Source organism: Thermomonas sp. S9, from assembly GCF_024704365.1.
In the GTDB taxonomy this organism is placed as follows: domain Bacteria; phylum Pseudomonadota; class Gammaproteobacteria; order Xanthomonadales; family Xanthomonadaceae; genus Thermomonas.
This window is the reverse complement of record NZ_JAJDFY010000001.1, coordinates 2,137,860-2,155,958: the sequence shown is the minus strand read 5'-3', so window position 1 is coordinate 2,155,958 and position 18,099 is coordinate 2,137,860. Positions and strand designations below refer to the sequence as shown.

15 protein-coding genes, 4 tRNA genes, 1 other RNA gene and 3 pseudogenes are annotated in these 18,099 nt (G+C 69.8%); 16 read left to right on the top strand and 7 right to left on the bottom strand.

The window, feature by feature from the left end; genetic code table 11:
• The first annotated feature begins 32 nt into the window (after positions 1-32).
• From lon to LJB71_RS10695, 5 genes and pseudogenes are all read left to right on the top strand, one after another.
• Positions 33-2,514: pseudogene (gene lon, locus LJB71_RS10715) on the top strand (endopeptidase La).
• A gap of 227 nt (positions 2,515-2,741) precedes the next feature.
• The gene (locus LJB71_RS10710; RefSeq protein WP_114960298.1) at positions 2,742-3,014 is read left to right on the top strand and encodes an HU family DNA-binding protein; all 273 of its coding nucleotides are present in this window, start codon (positions 2,742-2,744) and stop codon (positions 3,012-3,014) included.
• Positions 3,015-3,119: 105 nt separating this feature from the next.
• A tRNA-Val gene (locus tag LJB71_RS10705) sits at positions 3,120-3,194 on the top strand.
• Between the two features lie 109 nt (positions 3,195-3,303).
• Positions 3,304-3,380 (top strand) — tRNA-Asp (locus LJB71_RS10700).
• Between the two features lie 118 nt (positions 3,381-3,498).
• On the top strand, positions 3,499-5,475 hold the full coding sequence (locus tag LJB71_RS10695; RefSeq protein ID WP_259304175.1) for a peptidyl-prolyl cis-trans isomerase: 1,977 nt from the start codon (positions 3,499-3,501) through the stop codon (positions 5,473-5,475).
• A gap of 90 nt (positions 5,476-5,565) precedes the next feature.
• On the opposite strand, the gene LJB71_RS10690 is transcribed toward LJB71_RS10695, so the two are convergent.
• Positions 5,566-6,354, bottom strand: a complete 789-nt coding sequence (locus tag LJB71_RS10690) for an enoyl-ACP reductase (RefSeq protein WP_259304174.1) — start codon at positions 6,352-6,354, stop codon at positions 5,566-5,568.
• 115 nt (positions 6,355-6,469) lie between these two features.
• Positions 6,470-7,231: a hydroxyacylglutathione hydrolase gene (gene gloB / locus LJB71_RS10685; protein WP_259304173.1), complete on the bottom strand. Its 762-nt coding sequence runs from the start codon at positions 7,229-7,231 to the stop codon at positions 6,470-6,472.
• Between the two features lie 46 nt (positions 7,232-7,277).
• On the opposite strand from gloB, the gene LJB71_RS10680 reads away from it, so the two are divergent.
• The 3 genes from LJB71_RS10680 to dnaQ are packed head-to-tail and all read left to right on the top strand — an operon-like array spanning position 7,278 to position 9,123.
• Positions 7,278-7,949 (top strand): class I SAM-dependent methyltransferase, encoded by a 672-nt coding sequence (locus LJB71_RS10680; protein WP_259304172.1) that lies wholly within the window; start codon positions 7,278-7,280, stop codon positions 7,947-7,949.
• Entirely contained in the window at positions 7,946-8,410 is a 465-nt protein-coding gene (gene rnhA, locus LJB71_RS10675) for a ribonuclease HI (RefSeq protein WP_259304171.1), read from the top strand. The genes LJB71_RS10680 and rnhA overlap by 4 nt, the downstream gene beginning before the upstream one ends.
• A complete protein-coding gene (dnaQ, locus tag LJB71_RS10670) occupies positions 8,410-9,123 on the top strand; it encodes a DNA polymerase III subunit epsilon (RefSeq protein ID WP_259304170.1) in 714 nt (237 codons plus the stop codon). Before rnhA ends, dnaQ begins: the two co-directional genes overlap by 1 nt.
• A gap of 54 nt (positions 9,124-9,177) precedes the next feature.
• Here dnaQ and LJB71_RS10665 read toward each other — a convergent pair whose 3' ends face one another.
• Both LJB71_RS10665 and LJB71_RS10660 read right to left on the bottom strand, forming a co-directional pair.
• The gene (locus tag LJB71_RS10665; protein ID WP_259304169.1) at positions 9,178-9,882 is read right to left on the bottom strand and encodes a PP2C family serine/threonine-protein phosphatase; all 705 of its coding nucleotides are present in this window, start codon (positions 9,880-9,882) and stop codon (positions 9,178-9,180) included.
• Positions 9,883-10,112: 230 nt separating this feature from the next.
• Positions 10,113-10,203, bottom strand: a tRNA-Ser gene (locus LJB71_RS10660).
• Between the two features lie 85 nt (positions 10,204-10,288).
• Between LJB71_RS10660 and LJB71_RS10655 the strand changes: the two genes are divergently transcribed.
• Positions 10,289-10,696: a DUF6165 family protein gene (locus LJB71_RS10655; RefSeq protein WP_259304168.1), complete on the top strand. Its 408-nt coding sequence runs from the start codon at positions 10,289-10,291 to the stop codon at positions 10,694-10,696.
• 3 nt (positions 10,697-10,699) lie between these two features.
• On the opposite strand, the gene LJB71_RS10650 is transcribed toward LJB71_RS10655, so the two are convergent.
• Complete coding sequence (locus LJB71_RS10650) at positions 10,700-11,752, bottom strand: glycosyltransferase family 9 protein (protein ID WP_259304167.1); 1,053 nt, start codon at positions 11,750-11,752, stop codon at positions 10,700-10,702.
• A 21-nt stretch (positions 11,753-11,773) separates the two neighbouring features.
• On the opposite strand from LJB71_RS10650, the gene LJB71_RS10645 reads away from it, so the two are divergent.
• Positions 11,774-12,517 (top strand): 3-deoxy-D-manno-octulosonic acid kinase, encoded by a 744-nt coding sequence (locus tag LJB71_RS10645; RefSeq protein WP_259304166.1) that lies wholly within the window; start codon positions 11,774-11,776, stop codon positions 12,515-12,517.
• Between the two features lie 130 nt (positions 12,518-12,647).
• Here the strand turns inward: LJB71_RS10645 and ffs are convergent.
• An RNA gene (gene ffs / locus LJB71_RS10640) (signal recognition particle sRNA small type) lies at positions 12,648-12,738 on the bottom strand.
• 71 nt (positions 12,739-12,809) lie between these two features.
• A tRNA-Ser gene (locus tag LJB71_RS10635) sits at positions 12,810-12,902 on the bottom strand.
• A gap of 91 nt (positions 12,903-12,993) precedes the next feature.
• Between LJB71_RS10635 and dnaX the strand changes: the two are divergent.
• The 6 genes and pseudogenes from dnaX (at position 12,994) to LJB71_RS10605 (ending at position 18,068) form a co-directional block, all read left to right on the top strand.
• Positions 12,994-14,768 (top strand): annotated as a pseudogene (gene dnaX / locus LJB71_RS10630) (DNA polymerase III subunit gamma/tau).
• A gap of 45 nt (positions 14,769-14,813) precedes the next feature.
• Positions 14,814-15,134 carry a YbaB/EbfC family nucleoid-associated protein gene (locus LJB71_RS10625; protein ID WP_114960285.1) on the top strand — a complete coding sequence of 107 codons (321 nt, stop codon included), beginning with the start codon at positions 14,814-14,816 and terminating at the stop codon, positions 15,132-15,134.
• Positions 15,135-15,181: 47 nt separating this feature from the next.
• On the top strand, positions 15,182-15,781 hold the full coding sequence (recR, locus tag LJB71_RS10620; protein WP_259304165.1) for a recombination mediator RecR: 600 nt from the start codon (positions 15,182-15,184) through the stop codon (positions 15,779-15,781).
• Between the two features lie 83 nt (positions 15,782-15,864).
• On the top strand, positions 15,865-16,215 hold the full coding sequence (locus LJB71_RS10615) for a histidine triad nucleotide-binding protein (RefSeq protein ID WP_259304164.1): 351 nt from the start codon (positions 15,865-15,867) through the stop codon (positions 16,213-16,215).
• Positions 16,216-16,308: 93 nt separating this feature from the next.
• Positions 16,309-16,935: a pit accessory protein gene (locus tag LJB71_RS10610; protein WP_259304163.1), complete on the top strand. Its 627-nt coding sequence runs from the start codon at positions 16,309-16,311 to the stop codon at positions 16,933-16,935.
• A 12-nt stretch (positions 16,936-16,947) separates the two neighbouring features.
• A pseudogene (locus LJB71_RS10605) lies at positions 16,948-18,068 on the top strand (inorganic phosphate transporter).
• Positions 18,069-18,099: the final 31 nt, after the last annotated feature.

The following is an 18,099-nucleotide window of genomic DNA, read 5'->3' as shown; positions in this document are numbered from 1 at the left end:
CCGCCCATGAAGATTCCCGGAGCCTCCCCCCCATGGCCGCCTCGCCCGATTCCGCCCAGACCGCCTCCCGCCTGCTGCCCGTGCTGCCCCTGCGCGACGTGGTGGTGTTCCCGCACATGGTCATCCCGCTGTTCGTGGGGCGCGAGAAATCCATCCATGCCCTCGACCTGGCGATGGAGGGCGACAGGCACATCCTGCTGGTGGCGCAGAAGACCCCGGACACCGATGACCCCGGGGCGGGCGATCTGCACGCGGTCGGCACCCTGGCGCAGGTGCTGCAGCTGCTGAAGCTGCCGGACGGCACCATCAAGGTGCTGGTGGAGGGCCTGTCGCGCGCGCAGGTGGCCAACGTGCATGCCCGCGACGGCGCGCTGTTCGCCGAGGCGGTGGAGGCCGAGTCCGGCTCCACCCGCGAGCCGCGCGAGCTGCAGGCGATCGCGCGCACCCTGCTGTCGCTGTTCGAGCAGTACATCAAGACCAACCGCAAGCTGCCGCCGGAACTGCTGCAGACCCTGGCCGGGATCGACGAGCCGGATCGCCTGGCCGACACCGTCGCCGCGCACCTGGGCGTGCGCCTGGTGGACAAGCAGAAGCTGCTGGAAACGCTGGATACCGGCGAGCGCATGGAGCTGCTGGTGGGCCTGGTCGATGGCGAGATCGACGTGCAGCAGATGGAGAAGCGCATCCGCGGCCGGGTCAAGTCGCAGATGGAGAAGAGCCAGCGCGAGTACTACCTCAACGAGCAGATGAAGGCGATCCAGAAGGAGCTGGGCGAGCTGGACGACGCGCCCAACGACCTCGAGGAGATCGCCAAGAAGATCGCCAAGGCCGGCATGCCCAAGGCGGTGGAGGCCAAGGCCCGCGCCGAACTGGCCAAGCTCAAGCAGATGTCGCCGATGTCGGCCGAGGCCGGGGTGGTGCGCAACTACCTCGACTGGCTGCTGGGCGTGCCGTGGTCGGCGCGCAGCCGGGTGCGCAAGGACCTGAAGGCGGCCCAGGAAACCCTGGATGCCGACCACTACGGGTTGGAGAAGGTCAAGGACCGCATCCTCGAATATCTCGCCGTGCAGTCGCGGGTGAGCAAGATGAAGGGCCCGATCCTGTGCCTGGTCGGCCCGCCGGGCGTGGGCAAGACCTCGCTCGGGCAGAGCATCGCCAGGGCCACCAACCGCAAGTTCGTGCGGATGGCGCTGGGCGGCGTGCGCGACGAGGCCGAGATCCGCGGCCACCGCCGCACCTACGTCGGCTCGATGCCGGGGCGGATCGTGCAGAGCCTGAACAAGGTTGGCACCAAGAATCCGCTGTTCATGCTGGACGAGATCGACAAGATGTCGATGGACTTCCGCGGCGACCCGTCCTCGGCGCTGCTGGAGGTACTCGACCCCGAGCAGAACCACACGTTCAACGACCATTATCTGGAAGTCGATCTCGACCTGTCCGAGGTGATGTTCGTGGCGACCTCCAACTCGCTGAACATCCCCGGCCCGCTGCTGGACCGCATGGAGGTGATCCGCATCCCCGGCTACACCGAGGAGGAGAAGCTCAACATCGCCACCCGCTACCTGGTGCCGAAGCAGCTCAAGGCCAACGGCCTGCGCGAGGGTGAGCTGGAGATCGCCGAATCGGCCATTCTCGACATCATCCGCTACTACACGCGCGAATCCGGCGTGCGCAACCTCGAGCCGCGAGATCGCCAAGATCGCGCGCAAGGTGGTCAAGGAGATCGCGCTGAAGGGGCCGCTGCCGGCGAAGAAGGGCAAGGCCGCGAAGCCGAAGACGGTCGCGGTCAACGCGCGCAACCTCGAGAAGTACCTCGGCGTGCACCGCTTCGACTTCGGCCGCGCCGAGGCCGAGAACGAGGTCGGCCTGGTGACCGGGCTGGCGTGGACCGAGGTCGGCGGCGACCTGCTGCAGATCGAATCCACGCTGGTGCCGGGCAAGGGTGCGCTGCTGCTCACCGGCCAGCTGGGCGACGTGATGAAGGAGTCCGCCTCGGCCGCGCTGAGCGTGGTGCGCGCGCGCGCCGAGCAGCTCGGCATCCCGCTGGACTTCCTGCAGAAGCACGACGTGCACGTGCACGTGCCCGACGGCGCCACGCCCAAGGACGGCCCCAGCGCCGGCATCGCGATGGCCACCGCGCTGGTGTCGATGCTGACCAAGGTGCCGGTGCGGCACGACGTGGCGATGACCGGCGAGATCACGCTGCGCGGCAAGGTCACCGCGATCGGCGGGCTGAAGGAGAAGCTGCTGGCCGCGCTGCGCGGCGGGATCAAGACCGTGATCATCCCCGAGGAGAACCGCAAGGACATCGCGGAGCTGCCGGCTGCCGTCACCCGCCACCTGCAGATCGTGCCGGTGAAGTGGATCGACGAGGTACTGGACCTGGCCCTGGAGCGCCCCTTGCCGGCGCGCAAGGGCGATGGCAGGAAGCCGTCGCGCAAGGCGCCGGCGACGGCGGTGGCCAAGCCGCGGCCACGCGGCCGTGGCGCCGGTCGCGTCCCGCTCAAGCACTGAAAGCGGCGGAAACGGCCGGCGCGGTTGCGGATTTTTGCGCCGGAGCGCTGAAACCCGCGCCAGCATTGGCTTTCCGTGTTGCGAACCGGAAATGGCGCTGGTATAAGGTTGGCAACCGCGGCGGCTGGGCCGGCGCCGCGGCAAGCCCGGGTCCACGGCAGGGGAGCGCCGCCGGACCTGGCCAGCGCATTCTCCGCGTCACTTTCCGCAACGGAGCCAACAAGCAAATGAACAAAGCCGAATTCATCGAAGCCGTCGCCGACCATGCCGAACTCACCAAGGCCGACGCCGGCCGTGCCGTCGATGCGATGGTTGCCGCCATCACCAAGGCCCTGAAGAAGGGCGACACCGTGACCCTCGTGGGCTTCGGCACCTTCTCGGTGCGCAAGCGTGGTGCCCGCACCGGCCGCAACCCGCGCACCGGCGACACCATCAAGATCAAGGCCTCCAAGAACCCGGCGTTCAAGGCCGGCAAGGCGCTGAAGGACGCGGTCAACTGATCGCCCGCCGGCTCGCGCCGGTGATCGGAAAGCCCGGCCTTGTGCCGGGCTTTTTTCGTTGCGGGTGTTCCGTTGCGGCACCCGCGCGGCGATAATGCGCGGCCCGGGCACTTAGCTCAGCGGTAGAGCGGCTCCCTTACAAGGAGCGGGTCGGGGGTTCGATCCCCTCAGTGCCCACCAGTCCGGCCGCGCCCGTCGCGGGCGATCGCAGGATGCGGTCCGGAAGCGAAGGTGAATGCAAAAAGAGTTGCGCCCGCGCGAAAGGTCGGTATACTTGCGGGCTCACAGCGGAGTGGTAGTTCAGTCGGTTAGAATGCTGGCCTGTCACGCCGGAGGTCGCGGGTTCGAGTCCCGTCCACTCCGCCAGTCAAAGCGAAAGCCCCGCAACGATGCGGGGTTTTTTGTTTTTCGGCCTGGGCCACGCACGGCCGGGCGCGCGCGGCTCGGGTAAACTTGCCGGCTACGCCTCATCCCTGGTCCGCCCATGCTGCAGAAACTCCGCGACAAGACCACCGGCTGGATTGCCGGCACCATCCTCACGATCGTGACCATCCCGTTCGCCTTCTTCGGGGTGGAGTCGTACATGTCGCAGCGGGTGGAGACCTACGTCGCCCGGATCGCGCAGCCGCCGTCGTGGTGGAAATCCGCGCCCCAGGTCTGGCCGGTCACCTACCTGTGGCAGATCGAGGACATCGACGCGCAAGAGTTCAAGGAGCGCCTGGAGAACGCGCGCCTCAACATGCGCAATGCGCAGGGCGAGAACTTCGACGCCAAGGCGTTCGAGTCGGTGGAGAACAAACGCCGCGTGCTGGATGCGCTGATCGACGAGCGCCTGATGCGGATGACGGCGCGTAACGACGGAATCGTCGTCAGCGACGCGGAAGTGGCCCGCAACATCCGCCAGATCCCGGAATTCCAGGTCGATGGCGCGTTCAACGTCGACCGCTACCAGATGCTGCTGGCCGCGCAGAACCCGCCGCTGACGCCGCGCGCGTTCGAGGAGAAGGTGCGCGAGGACCTGGCCACCAACCTGATCCCGGCGCGCATCGCGCGTTCGGCCTTCGTCACCGACCTCGAACTGGATCGCCTGATGCGCCTGCTGGGCGAACACCGCGACGTGTCCTTCGTCGCCATCCCGGCCCCGGCGGCGGATACCGCGCCGGTGACGGATGCCGAGATCGAAGCCTGGTACAAGGCCCACAAGGACGAGTACCGCAGCCCGGAGACGGTGCGTCTGGAATACGTCGAGGTGGATGGCAACACGCTGCCGGCGCCGGCGGCTGACGAGGCGGCGTTGCGCAAGCGCTACCAGGACCAGATCGCCAAGTTCTCCAGCCCCGAGAAGCGCGAGGTGTCGCACATCCTGGTGCAGGTGCCGGCGAGCGCCGGCGCGGCCGAGAAGAAGGCCGCCGAGGCGCGTGCCGCCAAACTCGCCGCCGAGGCGCGTGCGCCGGGCGCCGATTTCGCAGCGCTGGCGCGGGCCAATTCCGACGACACCGGCTCCAAGGCCGCCGGCGGTGATCTTGGCTGGATCACCAAGGGCAGCGGCATGCCCGGTGCGTTCGACGATGCCGCGTTCGCGATGCAGGCGGGCGAGGTGCGCGGGCCGGTCAAGACCGACTTCGGCTGGCACATCATCAAACTGAACCAGATCCAGCCGGGCACGCAGCGCTCGTTCGAGGACGTGCGGCCCGAGCTCGAGAAAGAACTGCAGGAAGGCGGTCGCGAGCAGGCCTTCAACGAGCTGACCGGCAAGCTGGTGGACGCGGTGTTCAAGAACCCGACCTCGCTGGCGCCGGCGGCCAGGGCACTGGGGTTGCAGGTGCAGACCACGCCGGTGTTCAGCCGCGCCGGTGCGCCGGGCATCGCCAGCGAGCCCAAAGTGCTGCGCGCCGCGTTCTCGGATGCGCTGGTGCAGGACGGCACCGCCAGCGATCCGATCGAACTCGGACCGCTGCGCACGGTGCTGATCCGGGTGATCGAGCACCAGCCCGAGCAGGTGCAGCCGTTGGCGCAGGTGCGCGCCGCGGTGGTGGCCTCGATCCGCGCCGACCGCGAGCGCAAGGCGGCGGACGCCGCGGCCGAGGCGCTGCTCAAGGCTGCGCGCGCGCAGGGCCTGGACGCGGCGGCCGCCGCCGCCGGGCTGGCGGTGGCCAGACTTGACGACTTGCCGCGCCGCAGCCCCGCGCCGGTGCCGCCGCAGCCGCTGGTGGACGCGTTCTTCAACGTGCCGCGCCCGCAGAAGGACACACCGGTGCTGGGCAAGACCCGCGCCGGCGGCCAGCTGGTGGTGTTCGCGGTGCGCGCGGCGCGCGATGGCGACATCGGCCAGGTGACCCCGCAGGAGCGCGCGCAGCTGCGCACGCAGGTGGCCGCCTCGATCGGCGTGCAGGCGCAGGAGGCCTTCATCCAGGCCGTGCGCAAGCACTACGTCATCAAGATCGCGGAAGACCGGCTGTAAGCCCGCTATCCGCAACGGGTGACTCCAACGCAGAACGCCCGGCAATGCCGGGCGTTCTGCGTCATGGGCGGGATGCCGGGGCGGGCGCGGTCACTCGATCCCGCTCATGCCCATGATGTTGTAGCCGGCATCCACGTAGGTCACTTCGCCGGTAATGCCGCGGGCGAGATCGGAGCACAGGAAGGCGGCGGTATTGCCCACATCCTCGATGGTCACCGCACGGCGCAGCGGCGCCACCGCCTCGAACTGGCTGAGCATCTTGCGGAAGTTGGCCACGCCGCTGGCGGCCAGGGTGCGGATCGGGCCGGCCGAGATCGCGTTCACGCGGGTGCCCTCCGGACCCAGCGCCATTGCCATGTAGCGCACGGTGGCTTCCAGCGAGGCCTTGGCCACGCCCATCGTGTTGTAGTTGGCCAGCGCACGCTCGGCGCCGAGGTAGGACAGGGTCAGGATGCTGCCGTTGCGGCCCTTCATCAGCGGACGCGCGGCCTTGCCCAGCGCGGCCAGCGAGTAGGCGCTGATGTCATGCGCGATGTGGTAGCGCTCGCGGGTGATGCCGTCGAGGAAATCGCCTTCGATCGCCTCGCGCGGGGCGAACGCGATGCAGTGCACGAGGATGTCGAAGCCGTCGCTCCAGTGCCGGCCCAGCTCGGCGAAGCAGGCGTCGATCTGTTCGTCCGAGGCCACGTCCAGCGGCAGCACGATCTTGCTGCCGTACCCGGCGGCGGCGTCCTCGACCCGCGACTTGAGCTTGTCGTTCTGATAGGTGAGCGCCAGCTCGGCGCCCTCGCGGTGAAAGGCGTCGGCGATGCCGGTGGCGATCGAACGCTGGCTGGCGATGCCGGTCACCAGCGCACGCTTGCCTTGCAGGAATCCCATGGTGTCTCCTTGGATAGTCCGGTGTGCGCGCGTGGCGCACCGAGGTGAATGCGCTAAGTGTGCCTTGCGCGCCCGGCTGCGGCCAGTGTGCGCAGCCGTACGGAGCGGGGGCGGCTCAGGCGCGGAAGCCGTCCTTCCACGCGCGCAGCGCGCCGAAGACCGCGACGGCATCGGGCAGCGCGTGGCCGGCATGCGCTTCGGCGGCGGCGCGTACGGTGGGTGCGTCGCAGCGCAGGAACGGGTTGCAGGCGCGTTCCCCAGCAAGCGTTGTCGGCAGGGTGGGGCGGCCGGCGGCGCGCTGGGCGCGTACCGCGGCCACGCGCTCCCGCAGCGCGGGATTGTCAGGATCGACCGTGAGCGCAAACGCGGCGTTGCCCAGCGTGTATTCGTGGGCGCAGCACACCCGGGTATCGCCGGGCAGCGTGGCCAGCCGCGCCAGCGAGGCCTGCATCTGCGCGGGCGTACCTTCGAACAGGCGCCCGCAGCCCAGGCTGAACAGGGTGTCGCCACAGAACAGCAGGCCCTCGCCGTGGTAGGCGACATGGCTGCGGGTGTGTCCCGGCACGGCCAGCACCGCGAAGCGCCAGTCGCCGATCGCCAGTTGTTCGCCGTCAGCCACGCGTCGGCTGGCCTGCGGGATACGGTCATCGTGCGGGGCAAACACCGGCGTGCCCGGCCAGCGCGCCAGCAGGTCGGCGACGCCGCCGATGTGGTCGCCGTGGTGGTGGGTCAGCAGGATGGCCAGCGGCGGCGCATCGCCCAGCACCGCGAGAACCGGTGCGGCGTCGCCCGGATCGACCACCAGCGCGCGTGCGCCGGCATTGCGCAGCAGCCAGATGTAGTTGTCGTCGAACGCGGGCAGGCACTGCAGCAGCATTTGTCCAGTCGTGACGGGGAGCGGGCTTTCCCGCAGAATCGCCACCATGCCGTTCATGCTTCCAGCGCGTCAACCCAATGCCGCAGGTGCCGATGCCTGGTACGCCACTCCGGCCGGGCTGGCGCTGCTGGCCAGCGAGGCCGCCGTGGTGGGCGATGCGCTGCGCCAGCGCCCAGGCCAGGCCGCGCTGTGGCTGGCGCCGCCGGCGGTCGATCTGCTGGATGTCGAAGGCGGGGCGCTGGCATTGCGCCTGCGCTGCCGCGGCAGCGGCTTCGATGGGGCCCTGCGTTGCGGGCTGCCGCTGCCGCTGGCCAGCGAGGCCTGCGCGGTGGTGGTCGTGCAGCATGTGCTGGATGCGAAGCCGGCCGATGCCGCCTTGCCGCTGCTGGAGGAGTGCGCGCGGGTGCTGGTGCCCGGCGGCTGGCTATGGCTGTTTGCGCTGAACCCGCTCTCGCCCTACCGCTGGCAGTGGCGCGGGCAGGGGCTGGCGGCGCGCGAACCGATCGGCTGGCGCCGCCGCCTGCGCGCGGCCGGGCTGGCGCCGGATGTGGTCACGCTGGGGCTGGGCCCGGTGTGGGCGGTCGCGGCCGCGGCGGGCGAGCAGGAAGGCGCGGGCCTGCGCGCCGGCTACCTGCTGCGCGCCGAGAAGCGGGTGCGCGCGCTGACTCCGCTGCGCCGGCGGCGCGCGTTGCGCTGGCAGGCGGAGCCGTCGGCATGAGCGCCCGCAAGCAGGTGCAGGCACATACCGATGGCGCCTGCCTGGGCAATCCCGGGCCGGGCGGCTGGGCGGCGCTGCTGCACTGGCGCGGAGTCGAGCGCGAGCTGGCCGGCGGCGAGCCGGCCACCACCAACAACCGGATGGAGCTGATGGCTGCGATCGCCGCGCTGGAGGCCCTCAAGGAGCCGTGCGACGTGGTCCTCACGACCGACTCGCAATACGTGCGCCAGGGCATGACCGAATGGATGCCCGGCTGGCTGCGGCGCGGCTGGAAGACCGCGGGCGGCGAGCCGGTCAAGAACCGCGACCTGTGGGAACGCCTGCACGCCGCGGCGGCCCGGCACGCGGTGGACTGGCGCTGGGTCAAGGGCCACGCCGGGCATCCCGAGAACGAGCGTGTGGATCGGCTGGCGCGCGCGCAGGCATTGAAATTCAGGCCGTCCCAGGAGTCTGGCAACTGATGCGACAGATCGTCCTCGATACCGAAACCACCGGCCTGGAATGGCAGAAAGGCAACCGGGTGGTCGAAATCGGCTGCGTGGAGCTGCTGGAGCGGCGGTCGACCGGGCGCACCTTCCACCGCTACCTGCACCCGGACCGCGAGTTCGAGCCGGGCGCGCAGGAGGTGACCGGGCTGACCCTCGAGTTCCTCGCCGACAAGCCGCGCTTCGCCGAGGTGGCAGAAGAGTTCCTGGCCTTCATCGACGGCGCGGAGCTCATCATCCACAACGCCGCGTTCGACCTCGGCTTCCTCAATGCCGAGCTGGCGCGGATTCCCGGCACCGGCCGGATCGAGGACCGCTGCACCATCGAAGACACCCTGGCGATGGCGCGCCAGCGCTTCCCGGGCCAGCGCAATTCGCTGGATGCGCTGTGCAAGCGGCTGGGCGTGGACAACTCGCAGCGCCAGCTGCACGGCGCCCTGCTCGACGCCCAGATCCTGGCAGACGTGTATCTGGCGATGACCTCCGGCCAGCGCGAGATCGGCTTCGGCGAGGAGGCCGCGGCAGCCGCGGTGGAGGCGACCGTCCTGCTGGACGCGCTGGAGGCCCCGCCGCGGGTGCGGGTGCGCGTGCAGACGGAGGAAGCCGAGGCGCACGCGGCGCGCCTGGCGGCGCTGGAAAAGAAGGCCGGCCGTTGCCTGTGGCGCGAGCTGGAGGCGGAAGCGGGTTGACGCGGCGACCGTTGTTGCCGGTGATCCGGTTCGCGGGGCAGCGGCGGGGGATGCTCAGTGCCGGCGCACCAGCACCACGGTGATGTTGTCGGAGCCGCCACCGTCCAGCGCGGCCGCCACCAGCCCGTCCACGCATTCCTGCGCGCTGCATTCGCGGTGGGCCAGCACCTGCGCGATCTGGCGGTCGTCCACTTCCTCGGTCAGCCCGTCGCTGCACAGCAGCAGCTGCATGCCGGGGCGCAGCTCGCCGGAGAGGGTTTCCACGTTCAGCTGGTCCGGCGCGGTGACGCCCAGCGCCTGGGTCACCACGTTGCGGTGCGGGTGATTGCGCGCCTGGTCGGCGCTGATCGCACCCTGCGCGATCAGCTCCTGCACGTAGCTGTGGTCGTGCGAGATCTGGGTGAGACTGCCGTCCCGCCACAGGTACACCCGGCTGTCGCCCACCCAGGCCACTTCGAAGCGGTTGCCGTCCACCCGCGCCGCCACCACGGTGGTGCCCATCGGCAGGCTGTCGCCGCGGCGCTTGGAGCAGCGGATGATTTCCTCGTCGGCGGTGACGATGGCGCTGGCCAGGCTGCGCCCGGCGCGCACCTCGCGCACGATCACCTCGCGCGCCAGTGCGCTGGCGACCTCGCCGTACTCGTGTCCGCCCATGCCGTCCGCCACCAGCCACAGGCCGAGTGCACTGTCGCCATAATAGGTGTCTTCGTTCAGCGCGCGCCGCAGGCCGACATGGGTCAGGTGTCCGAATTCGATCATGCGTGCGGCTGGCGTCCGGGGTTCATGGTGGCCAACGGAATCATGCGCGCGGACCGGACTGCAGGGCAAGGCGGACAGCGGGGCCGGTTTCCGATGGTGGTGGCCGGCCGCGGCGCCTGCCTGTGCCGGAAGTGGGGCCGCGCGCGGCGGGAGGGGAAGGCAGTGCCAGCAGATGCCTGCGGTCGAGGTCCGGACATGAAAACGCCCCCTGGTGGGGGCGCTGTCATGTCTGGCGGAGAGGGAGGGATTCGAACCCTCGGTAGGCTATAAACCTACGCCTGATTTCGAGTCAGGTACATTCAACCGCTCTGCCACCTCTCCGGAAGTGGGGCCGTGGATGATACGGGGCGCGTGGCCCGGCGGCAAGGCGGGTACACTGGCCGCCCGTCGTTCCCTGCCCGTGTCCATGTCCGAGATCCACGTCCCCGTTTCCTTCGGCGAGCTGCTCGACAAGATCGCCATCCTGCAGATCAAGTCCGAGCGCATGAGCGACCCGGCCAAGCTGGCCAATGTGCGCAACGAGCTGGCGGCGCTGGAAGCGACCTGGGCCGCGCACCCAGCCTCGCGGCAGGATATCGCCGCCCTGCGCGCCGAGCTGAAGGCCGTCAACGAGCGGCTGTGGGTGATCGAGGACGACATCCGCCTGAAGGAAAAGGCGCAGGCGTTCGACGCGGAGTTCATCCGCCTGGCGCGCAGCGTGTATTTCGAGAACGATACCCGCGCGCGGGTGAAGAAGGACATCAACCTCGCGCTGGGCTCGGCCTACGTCGAGGAGAAGTCCTACCAGGATTACGGCAGCGGGCAGGGCGTTTGAGGCTCAGCCGAGGCTGGCGCGGAAGCGCTCGAACGCTGCCACGGCGTCCTCGACGGCGATGAGGTCCATCACGCCCTCGGCCTCGATCTTCGTACCCCATTTGAGTTCCGACGCCGGCTTGCCGCGGTATTTCCGCGCGGCCTCGTCGTAGCGGTCCACGCAGAATCTGCGGTCGGAATACGGGCCGCTGCGCTGCGGGTTGGTGGCGGCGTGCAGGCCCAGCACCCTGGTGCCCATCGCGTTGGCGATGTGCATCGGGCCCGAGTCCGGCGTCACCAACAGGTCCGCACGCGCGAGCAGGGCCGGCAGCTGCTTGAGGGTGTCCTTGCCGATCAGATCCAGCACGCTGTCGCGCGTGGCCATCGCGGCGAGGATGGCGTCACCGGTACCACGCTCCAGCTCGCTGCGGCCGCCGCACAGCACGATCCGCCAGCCCTGCGCGGCGGCGTGGTCGGCCAGCGCGGCGTAGCGCTCGGCGCGCCAGTTGCGCAAGGGGTGACTGGAGCAGGGCGAGATCATCAGCGTGCGGCGGCCGTCGTCGGGCCACTGCGCGCGCGCCCAGGCATGGGCCGCGTCCGGCACCGGCAGATTCCAGGCCACCTCGGCGCGTACCAACCCCAGCGGCTCGCAGAAGCTGCCGATGGCGTCCAGCACGTGGACATTGCCGCAGTCGGGAATGCGTTCGTTGATGAACAGACCGTGGCCTTCCTTGCTGCGCGACTTGTCGTAGCCAATCCTGCGCTGCGCCGGCACGAACGCCGACAGCAGGTTGGCGCGCGCCGAGACCTGCAGCTGCAGCAGCACGTCGAAGCGTTGGCCCAACTCGCGGCGCAGGGCGCGCATGCCGGCCAGTCCGGTCTTCTTGTCGTATTCCACGAAGCGCACGCCCGGCAGGCCCTCCAGCAGGCGGTGTTCGCCGCGGCCGATGATCCAGGTCAGCGCCACATTCGGAAGCCCGGTTTGCAGGGTATGCACCAGCGGCAGCACGTGGGTGACATCGCCCAGCGCGGACAGGCGCAGTAGGCAGATCGAGCGCGGGGCGGGGACTTGGGGCACGTGGTTGCTACACTCGCAAAAATGACCGGTTTCGACGCCAACGAGCACCTGACGCCGTTCCGCGACGCGCGCGGCTACGGCGCGATTCTGTTCGACCGCACCCAGGTGCGGCAACCGGAGCCGGAGTGGTTCGATCCCGGCCACTGGGGCATGGCGGCGCAGCCGGTGGGAGAGGGTGGGCGCGGTGGCGCCTGGTTCATCGATTCCGGGCAGGGCGATGCGCTGCTGCGGCATTACCTGCGCGGTGGCCTGATGGCGAAATTCAGCCATGACCGCCATCTCTGGCGCGGCATCCAGCGCGTGCGCAGCTTCGCCGAGTTCCGCCTGCTGCGCACGCTGCGCGCGAAGAAGCTGCCGGTGCCGCTGCCGTTCGCAGCCTGGTACCGGCGCGAGGGCCTGCATTACCAGGCCGCGATCCTGATGCAGCGATTGCGCGACGTGCGCTCGCTGGCCGCGCTGGCCGCGGATGAAGCGGCACCGTGGGAGGCCGCCGGGCAGCTCATCGCGCGCTTCCACCGCGCCGGCCTGGACCACGCCGACCTCAACGCGCACAACCTCCTGTTCGATGGCCAGGGGCGCGGCTGGATGATCGATTTCGACCGCTCGCACCTGCGCATCCCTGCCACCGGCTGGCGCGAGGCGAACCTGCAGCGCCTGCTGCGCTCGCTGCACAAGCGCCGTGGCGCGCGCAGCGCGGAGGCCGTCGAAGCCGACTTCGCCCGCCTGCGCGCGGCCTATACGGCGGCCTGGGAGCGCGGCTACTGAGGTCGGGGGTGCCGGGGGCAGGCGCGTGCCCGGATGGCATGGCGTGCTGGGTGGCGACGGGCCAGGCCCGAAAAGGCAACGGCCCAAGGGCGGAAGGCAGCCGCGGAAGGCCCGAAAGGCGGTGGCCCCGCCGGCTGGCCTCGGCGCCCGCGTCAGTCGATACCGTTGCTGCCTTCCGGCCCTGGCGGGGTTTTCGACCTAGCGTCGCGAGGGGCCGACGGGGCCACCATGGACGCGGGCCGCGACAGACGCGGCCCGTGGAACTTCATGCATCGATCAGGATGCATCGAACTGGCGGAGAGAGGGGGATTCGAACCCCCGAGGCGGGGTTTAGCCGCCTACACACTTTCCAGGCGTGCTCCTTCAACCACTCGGACACCTCTCCGGGATCGCGCATTCTAGCGGCGGCAGGGCGCTTCCACAACACGCGCGGGCGCCGTCACCGACGGCGCGCCGGTCCATGCCACAATGCCGGCATGTCCTACCTCGTGCTCGCCCGCAAGTGGCGCCCCAAGCGTTTCGCCGAGCTGGTCGGCCAGGAACACGTGGTGCGCGCGCTGACCAATGCGCTTCAGACCGGCCGCGTCCACCATGCGTTCCTGTTCACCGGCACCCGCGGGGTGGGCAAGACCACCATCGCGCGCATCTTCGCCAAGAGCCTGAACTGCGAGCGCGGCACCAGCGCCGACCCCTGTGGCGAGTGCGAGACCTGCCTGGCCATCGACGCCGGCCGCTACATCGACCTGCTGGAGATCGACGCCGCTTCCAACACCGGCGTGGACAATGTCCGCGAGCTGATCGAAAACGCGCAGTACATGCCCAGCCGCGGCAAGTACAAGGTGTACCTGATCGACGAAGTGCACATGCTGTCCAAGCCGGCCTTCAACGCGCTGCTGAAGACGCTGGAAGAGCCGCCTGATCACGTCAAGTTCCTGTTCGCCACCACCGACCCGGAGAAACTGCTGGTGACGGTGCTCAGCCGTTGCCTGCAGTTCAACCTCAAGCGGCTGGACGAGGGGCAGATTGCCGGCCAGCTGCGCAAGATCCTGGCGGCGGAAGGGATCGAGGCCGACGACGATGCGATCGGGCAGCTGGCGCGCGCGGCCGATGGCAGCCTGCGCGATGGGCTGTCGCTGCTGGATCAGGCGATTGCCTATGCCGGCGGTCGTCTGGAGGGGGCGACGGTAGCGAGCATGCTGGGCACGGTCGATCGCACCCGGGTGCAGGCGCTGCTGGCGGCGCTGGCGGATGCCGATGGCGCGCGGCTGCTGGTCGAAGTGGCGCAGCTGGCGGAGTTCGCGCCGGACTGGGGCAGCCTCCTCGATGCCTTCGCCCACGCGCTGCATCGCATCCAGGTCAAGCAGCTGGTGCCGTCGGTCGATGTCGGCCGCGATGCCATCGATGTCGAAGGCCTGGCCGCGCGCCTGCGCCCGGAGCTGGTGCAGCTGTGGTACCAGATGGCGCTGCACGGCCGCCGCGACCTGGAACTGGCGCCCAGCCCGCGCAGCGGCTTCGAGATGACCCTGCTGCGGATGCTGGCCTTCCGCCCCGAGGCTGGTGGCCAGCCGCGCGCGGACGCCCCCGCGCCCGCCGGGCAGGCCCGCGCCGAGGCCGCCGCGCGCGCGCGCGCGCAGCTGGAGCAGGTGCCCGCCAGTGTACCGGCGCCGGTGTCTCCGCCGGCGATGGAGGCATCCGCCTCCGCGCCCGTGCGATCGCAGGTACCGGCCAGTCCGCTGCCGGCGACCCGCGCGCAGCCGTCGTCGCCTGCGCCGGAATCCTCTGCCGCGCCGTCGACGCCGCTGCCGCCAATGGCGATGGCGGCTGCCGGTGCGGCCGCCAGCGCCCTGCTGGTGACCGACTCCGAGCACTGGCGCAGCTGGTGCGCGAGCTGGTGGCCAGCGGAGAGTTGAAGGGGCCGGTGAAGGTGCTGGCCGAGCACGCGGCCTTCCTCGGGCATGCCGACGGTCCGCTGCGGCTGGCGCTGGCCCCGGAGCAGGAACACCTGAAGTCGCCGCGCCTGGTGCTGCAGTTGGACGATGTGCTCAGCCAGCGGCTGGGCGGCCCGGTGCACGTGCGCTTCGAAGTCGTTGCTGCGCGCGGCGAGACCGCGCAGGCGCGCAATGCGCGCGAACGCGACGTCCGCCAGGCCGACGCGGAGACCGGCTTCGCCGCCGATCCGGCGATCCAGCGGCTGGTGCAGGCACACGGCGCGCAGATCCTGCCGGATTCGATCCGTCCGCTGGACACCTGATTCCGGTATTCACATCCCACGACCACACAGACACGGAAACACGATATGCGTGGAAACATCGCACAGCTGATGCAGCAGGCGCAGAAGATGCAGGAGAACATGCAGCGCGCGCAGGAGGAGGTGGCCGCGCTGGAAGTCACCGGCAATGCCGGCGGCGGCATGGTCAGCGTGACCCTGGGCGGCCGCATGGACTGCCGCAAGGTACGCATCGACCCGGCCGCGCTGGCCGACCCGGAGATGGCCGAGGACCTCATCGCCGCCGCGTTCAACGACGCCGTCAACAAGATCAACGCCGCCAGCCAGGAGAAGATGGCCGCCGCCACCGCCGGCATGCCGCTGCCGCCGGGCATGAAGCTGCCGTTCTGAACCATCCGCCGTCTCTCCCGCCGGTGCGGGACGGACGCCCGAATGCAATGACAGCCTCCCTGCTCGAACAACTGATCGACGCCCTGCGCGTGCTGCCGGGGGTGGGCCACAAATCCGCGCAGCGGATGGCCTACCACCTGCTGGAGCGCCAGCGCGAAGGCGGGCGCCGCCTGGCCGCGGCGCTGGCGGCGGCGATGGAGCGGGTGGGGCACTGCCGGCGCTGCCGCGATTTCAGCGAGGCCGAGGTCTGCGCGATTTGCGCCAGCCCCGCGCGTGACGCCCACCTGCTGTGCGCGGTGGAAACCCCGGCCGACCGCCTGGCGATCGAGCAGGCCACCGGCTACCGCGGGCTGTATTTCGTACTGCAGGGGCGGCTGAGCCCGCTGGACGGAATCGGCCCGGCGGAACTGGGGCTGGACCTGCTCGCGCAGCGGCTGGAGGAAGGTGGGGTGCGCGAGCTGATCGTCGCCACCAATCCCACCGTGGAAGGCGAGGCCACCGCGCACTATCTGGCGCAGCTGGCGCGCGCGCGCGGCGTGCGTCCCAGCCGGTTGGCGCACGGCGTGCCGCTGGGCGGCGAACTGGAATACGTGGACCGCGGCACCCTGTCGCACGCCTTCGGCAGCCGCAGCGAAATGCAGGAGTGAGCGACGGAAAACGGCTGGAAGGTGGAGGGCGGCGCGGGCCTGGCCTACACTCGTTCCTCGACCCGTTCCACTCACGCTCCGCCATGCCCGACACCATCTTCCACAAGATCCTGCGGCGCGAGGTCCCCGCCGACATCGTGTACGAGGACGAGCATCTGATCGCCTTCCGCGACATCGCGCCGCAGGCGCCGGTGCACGTGCTGTTCGTGCCCAAGCGCGACTATGCCACCCTGAACGACGTGCCGGAGGAGGACGCGGTCGTGATCGGCCGGCTGGCCACCGCCGCGGCGCGCTACGCCAAGGCCCGGGGGTTCGCCGAGTCGGGCTACCGGATCGTGATGAACTGCAACCACGACGCCGGCCAGACCGTGTTCCAGATCCATCTGCACCTGCTGGCGGGGGCGCACCTGGGGCGGTTCGGCACCCCGGCCTGAGCCGGCGCGGGCGCCGCGCGGGGCGGCGTGTTTCGGATGTCGCGGAAATGTCATAATTCCGCCACTTTGCCATTCGAACCCGCGGTCCCGCCTATGTTCTCGCTGCAAACCATTTTCGGCTCCGGCATGCAGTTCTATGCGCTGCTGGACGATGCCGCGGCCACCGCCCACGACAGCGCCAGGGCGCTGCACGCGATGATGAAGGCGGCCGATCGCCAGCCGGCGCTGGACGCCTTCAAGCTGGCGCGCCAGCGCGAGCGCGCGGTGGCCGACAAGATCGGCCGGGCGCTGGTGGACAGCTACATCACCCCGATCGAGCGCGAGGACATCGAGGCGCTGGGCTCGGCGCTGTTCAAGATTCCCAAGCAGATCGAGAAGTTCGCCGATCGCTATGCGCTGGCCATCCAGCACCTGGGACACATCGATTTCGCGCCGCGCGCGGCGATGCTGGAGCAGGCCGCCGCGGTAGTGGTGGAGATGGTGGGCGACCTGCGCCGGATGAACCTCGACCGCATGAGCGCGCTCAACGAGAAGCTGCGGGCGATCGAGAACGAGGCCGATCGCCTGATGCTGGAGCTGTACCGCGAGATCTACTCCGGCCGGCTCGACAGCCTGCAGATGTTCCTGCTCAAGGAGTTCTTCGAGATCCTGGAGAAGGCCATCGACCGCTGCCGCGAGGCGGGTGTGGTGGCCTACCAGATCGTGCTCAAGAACAGCTGACGGGGCTGCGCCATGCTGACCCTCGTGCTGGTGGTGGTCGTGGCCGCGCTCGTGTTCGAGTTCATCAACGGCTTTCACGACACTGCAAACTCGATCGCCACCGTGGTCGCCACCAAGGTGCTCTCGCCGTGGCAGGCGGTAATGCTGGCCGCGGCGATGAACCTGGTGGGCGCGCTGATGGGGACCGCGGTGGCCAAGACCATCGCCTCCGGCCTGGTGGATACCGACGTGGTGCAGGTGTCCTCGCAGATGATCCTGTGCGCGCTGCTGGGCGGCATCACCTGGAACCTGATCACCTGGTGGAAGGGCCTGCCGTCCTCGTCCTCGCATGCCCTGATCGGTGGCCTGTGCGGCGCCGCGCTGGCCGCGGCCCATAACGACATGGATGCACTGATCTGGTCGCAGACGGTGGGCGACTGGACCAAGAACAAGGGCCTGCTGTGGAAGGTGCTGGTGCCGATGGTCAGCTCGCCGGTGGCCGGGTTCCTGCTGGGCGTGCTGGTGATGCTGCTGCTGTGGGCGCTGATCGCCGGGATGGCGCGCGCGGGGGCATCCTGCGCCGGCTGGCGCGGCCGCATTTCGTGAACCGCTTCTTCGGCAAGGTGCAGATCCTGTCGGCGGCCTACATGGGCTATGCGCACGGCCAGAACGACGCACAGAAGACCATGGGCATCATCGCGCTGACCCTGTTCGGCGCGCAGTCCACCGGCGCGCTGGACGATCTGCCGGGCTGGCTGTCCTTCCTGCATCCGTCCAGCACCGATCCGCAGGGGATTGCGGACTGGATCATCGTCACCTGTGCGCTGGTGATGGCGCTCGGCACCGCCTCCGGCGGCTGGCGAATCATCAAGACCCTCGGCCACAAGATGGTACGCCTGCATCCGATCAACGGGTTCGCGGCGGAGACCAGCTCGGCCACCATCCTGACTCTGGCGGCGCATTACGGCATGCCGGTGTCCACCACGCATTCGATTTCCACCGCGATCATGGGCGTGGGGTTCGCCAAGAATCCGCGCGCGCTCAGGCTCACCGTGGTCGAACGCATCGTCTGGGCGTGGATTCTGACCATCCCCGCCGCCGGCGGCGTCGCCTACGCCCTGTTCCGGCTGCTGGATGTGCTGGGCTGGGCTTGATCCGGCGGCGCGCCTCCCGGCCGATGCGTAG

What these genes read in the sequence shown, in the direction of transcription:
- LJB71_RS10710 (WP_114960298.1), top strand. Translation starts at nt 2,742, where the DNA reads ATGAACAAAGCCGAATTCATCGAAGCCGTCGCCGACCATGCCGAACTC.
- LJB71_RS10695 (WP_259304175.1), top strand. Translation starts at nt 3,499, where the DNA reads ATGCTGCAGAAACTCCGCGACAAGACCACCGGCTGGATTGCCGGCACC.
- LJB71_RS10690 (WP_259304174.1), bottom strand. Translation starts at nt 6,354, where the DNA reads ATGGGATTCCTGCAAGGCAAGCGTGCGCTGGTGACCGGCATCGCCAGC.
- gloB (WP_259304173.1), bottom strand. Translation starts at nt 7,231, where the DNA reads ATGCTGCTGCAGTGCCTGCCCGCGTTCGACGACAACTACATCTGGCTG.
- LJB71_RS10680 (WP_259304172.1), top strand. Translation starts at nt 7,278, where the DNA reads ATGCCGTTCATGCTTCCAGCGCGTCAACCCAATGCCGCAGGTGCCGAT.
- rnhA (WP_259304171.1), top strand. Translation starts at nt 7,946, where the DNA reads ATGAGCGCCCGCAAGCAGGTGCAGGCACATACCGATGGCGCCTGCCTG.
- dnaQ (WP_259304170.1), top strand. Translation starts at nt 8,410, where the DNA reads ATGCGACAGATCGTCCTCGATACCGAAACCACCGGCCTGGAATGGCAG.
- LJB71_RS10665 (WP_259304169.1), bottom strand. Translation starts at nt 9,882, where the DNA reads ATGATCGAATTCGGACACCTGACCCATGTCGGCCTGCGGCGCGCGCTG.
- LJB71_RS10655 (WP_259304168.1), top strand. Translation starts at nt 10,289, where the DNA reads ATGTCCGAGATCCACGTCCCCGTTTCCTTCGGCGAGCTGCTCGACAAG.
- LJB71_RS10645 (WP_259304166.1), top strand. Translation starts at nt 11,774, where the DNA reads ATGACCGGTTTCGACGCCAACGAGCACCTGACGCCGTTCCGCGACGCG.
- LJB71_RS10625 (WP_114960285.1), top strand. Translation starts at nt 14,814, where the DNA reads ATGCGTGGAAACATCGCACAGCTGATGCAGCAGGCGCAGAAGATGCAG.
- recR (WP_259304165.1), top strand. Translation starts at nt 15,182, where the DNA reads ATGACAGCCTCCCTGCTCGAACAACTGATCGACGCCCTGCGCGTGCTG.
- LJB71_RS10615 (WP_259304164.1), top strand. Translation starts at nt 15,865, where the DNA reads ATGCCCGACACCATCTTCCACAAGATCCTGCGGCGCGAGGTCCCCGCC.
- LJB71_RS10610 (WP_259304163.1), top strand. Translation starts at nt 16,309, where the DNA reads ATGTTCTCGCTGCAAACCATTTTCGGCTCCGGCATGCAGTTCTATGCG.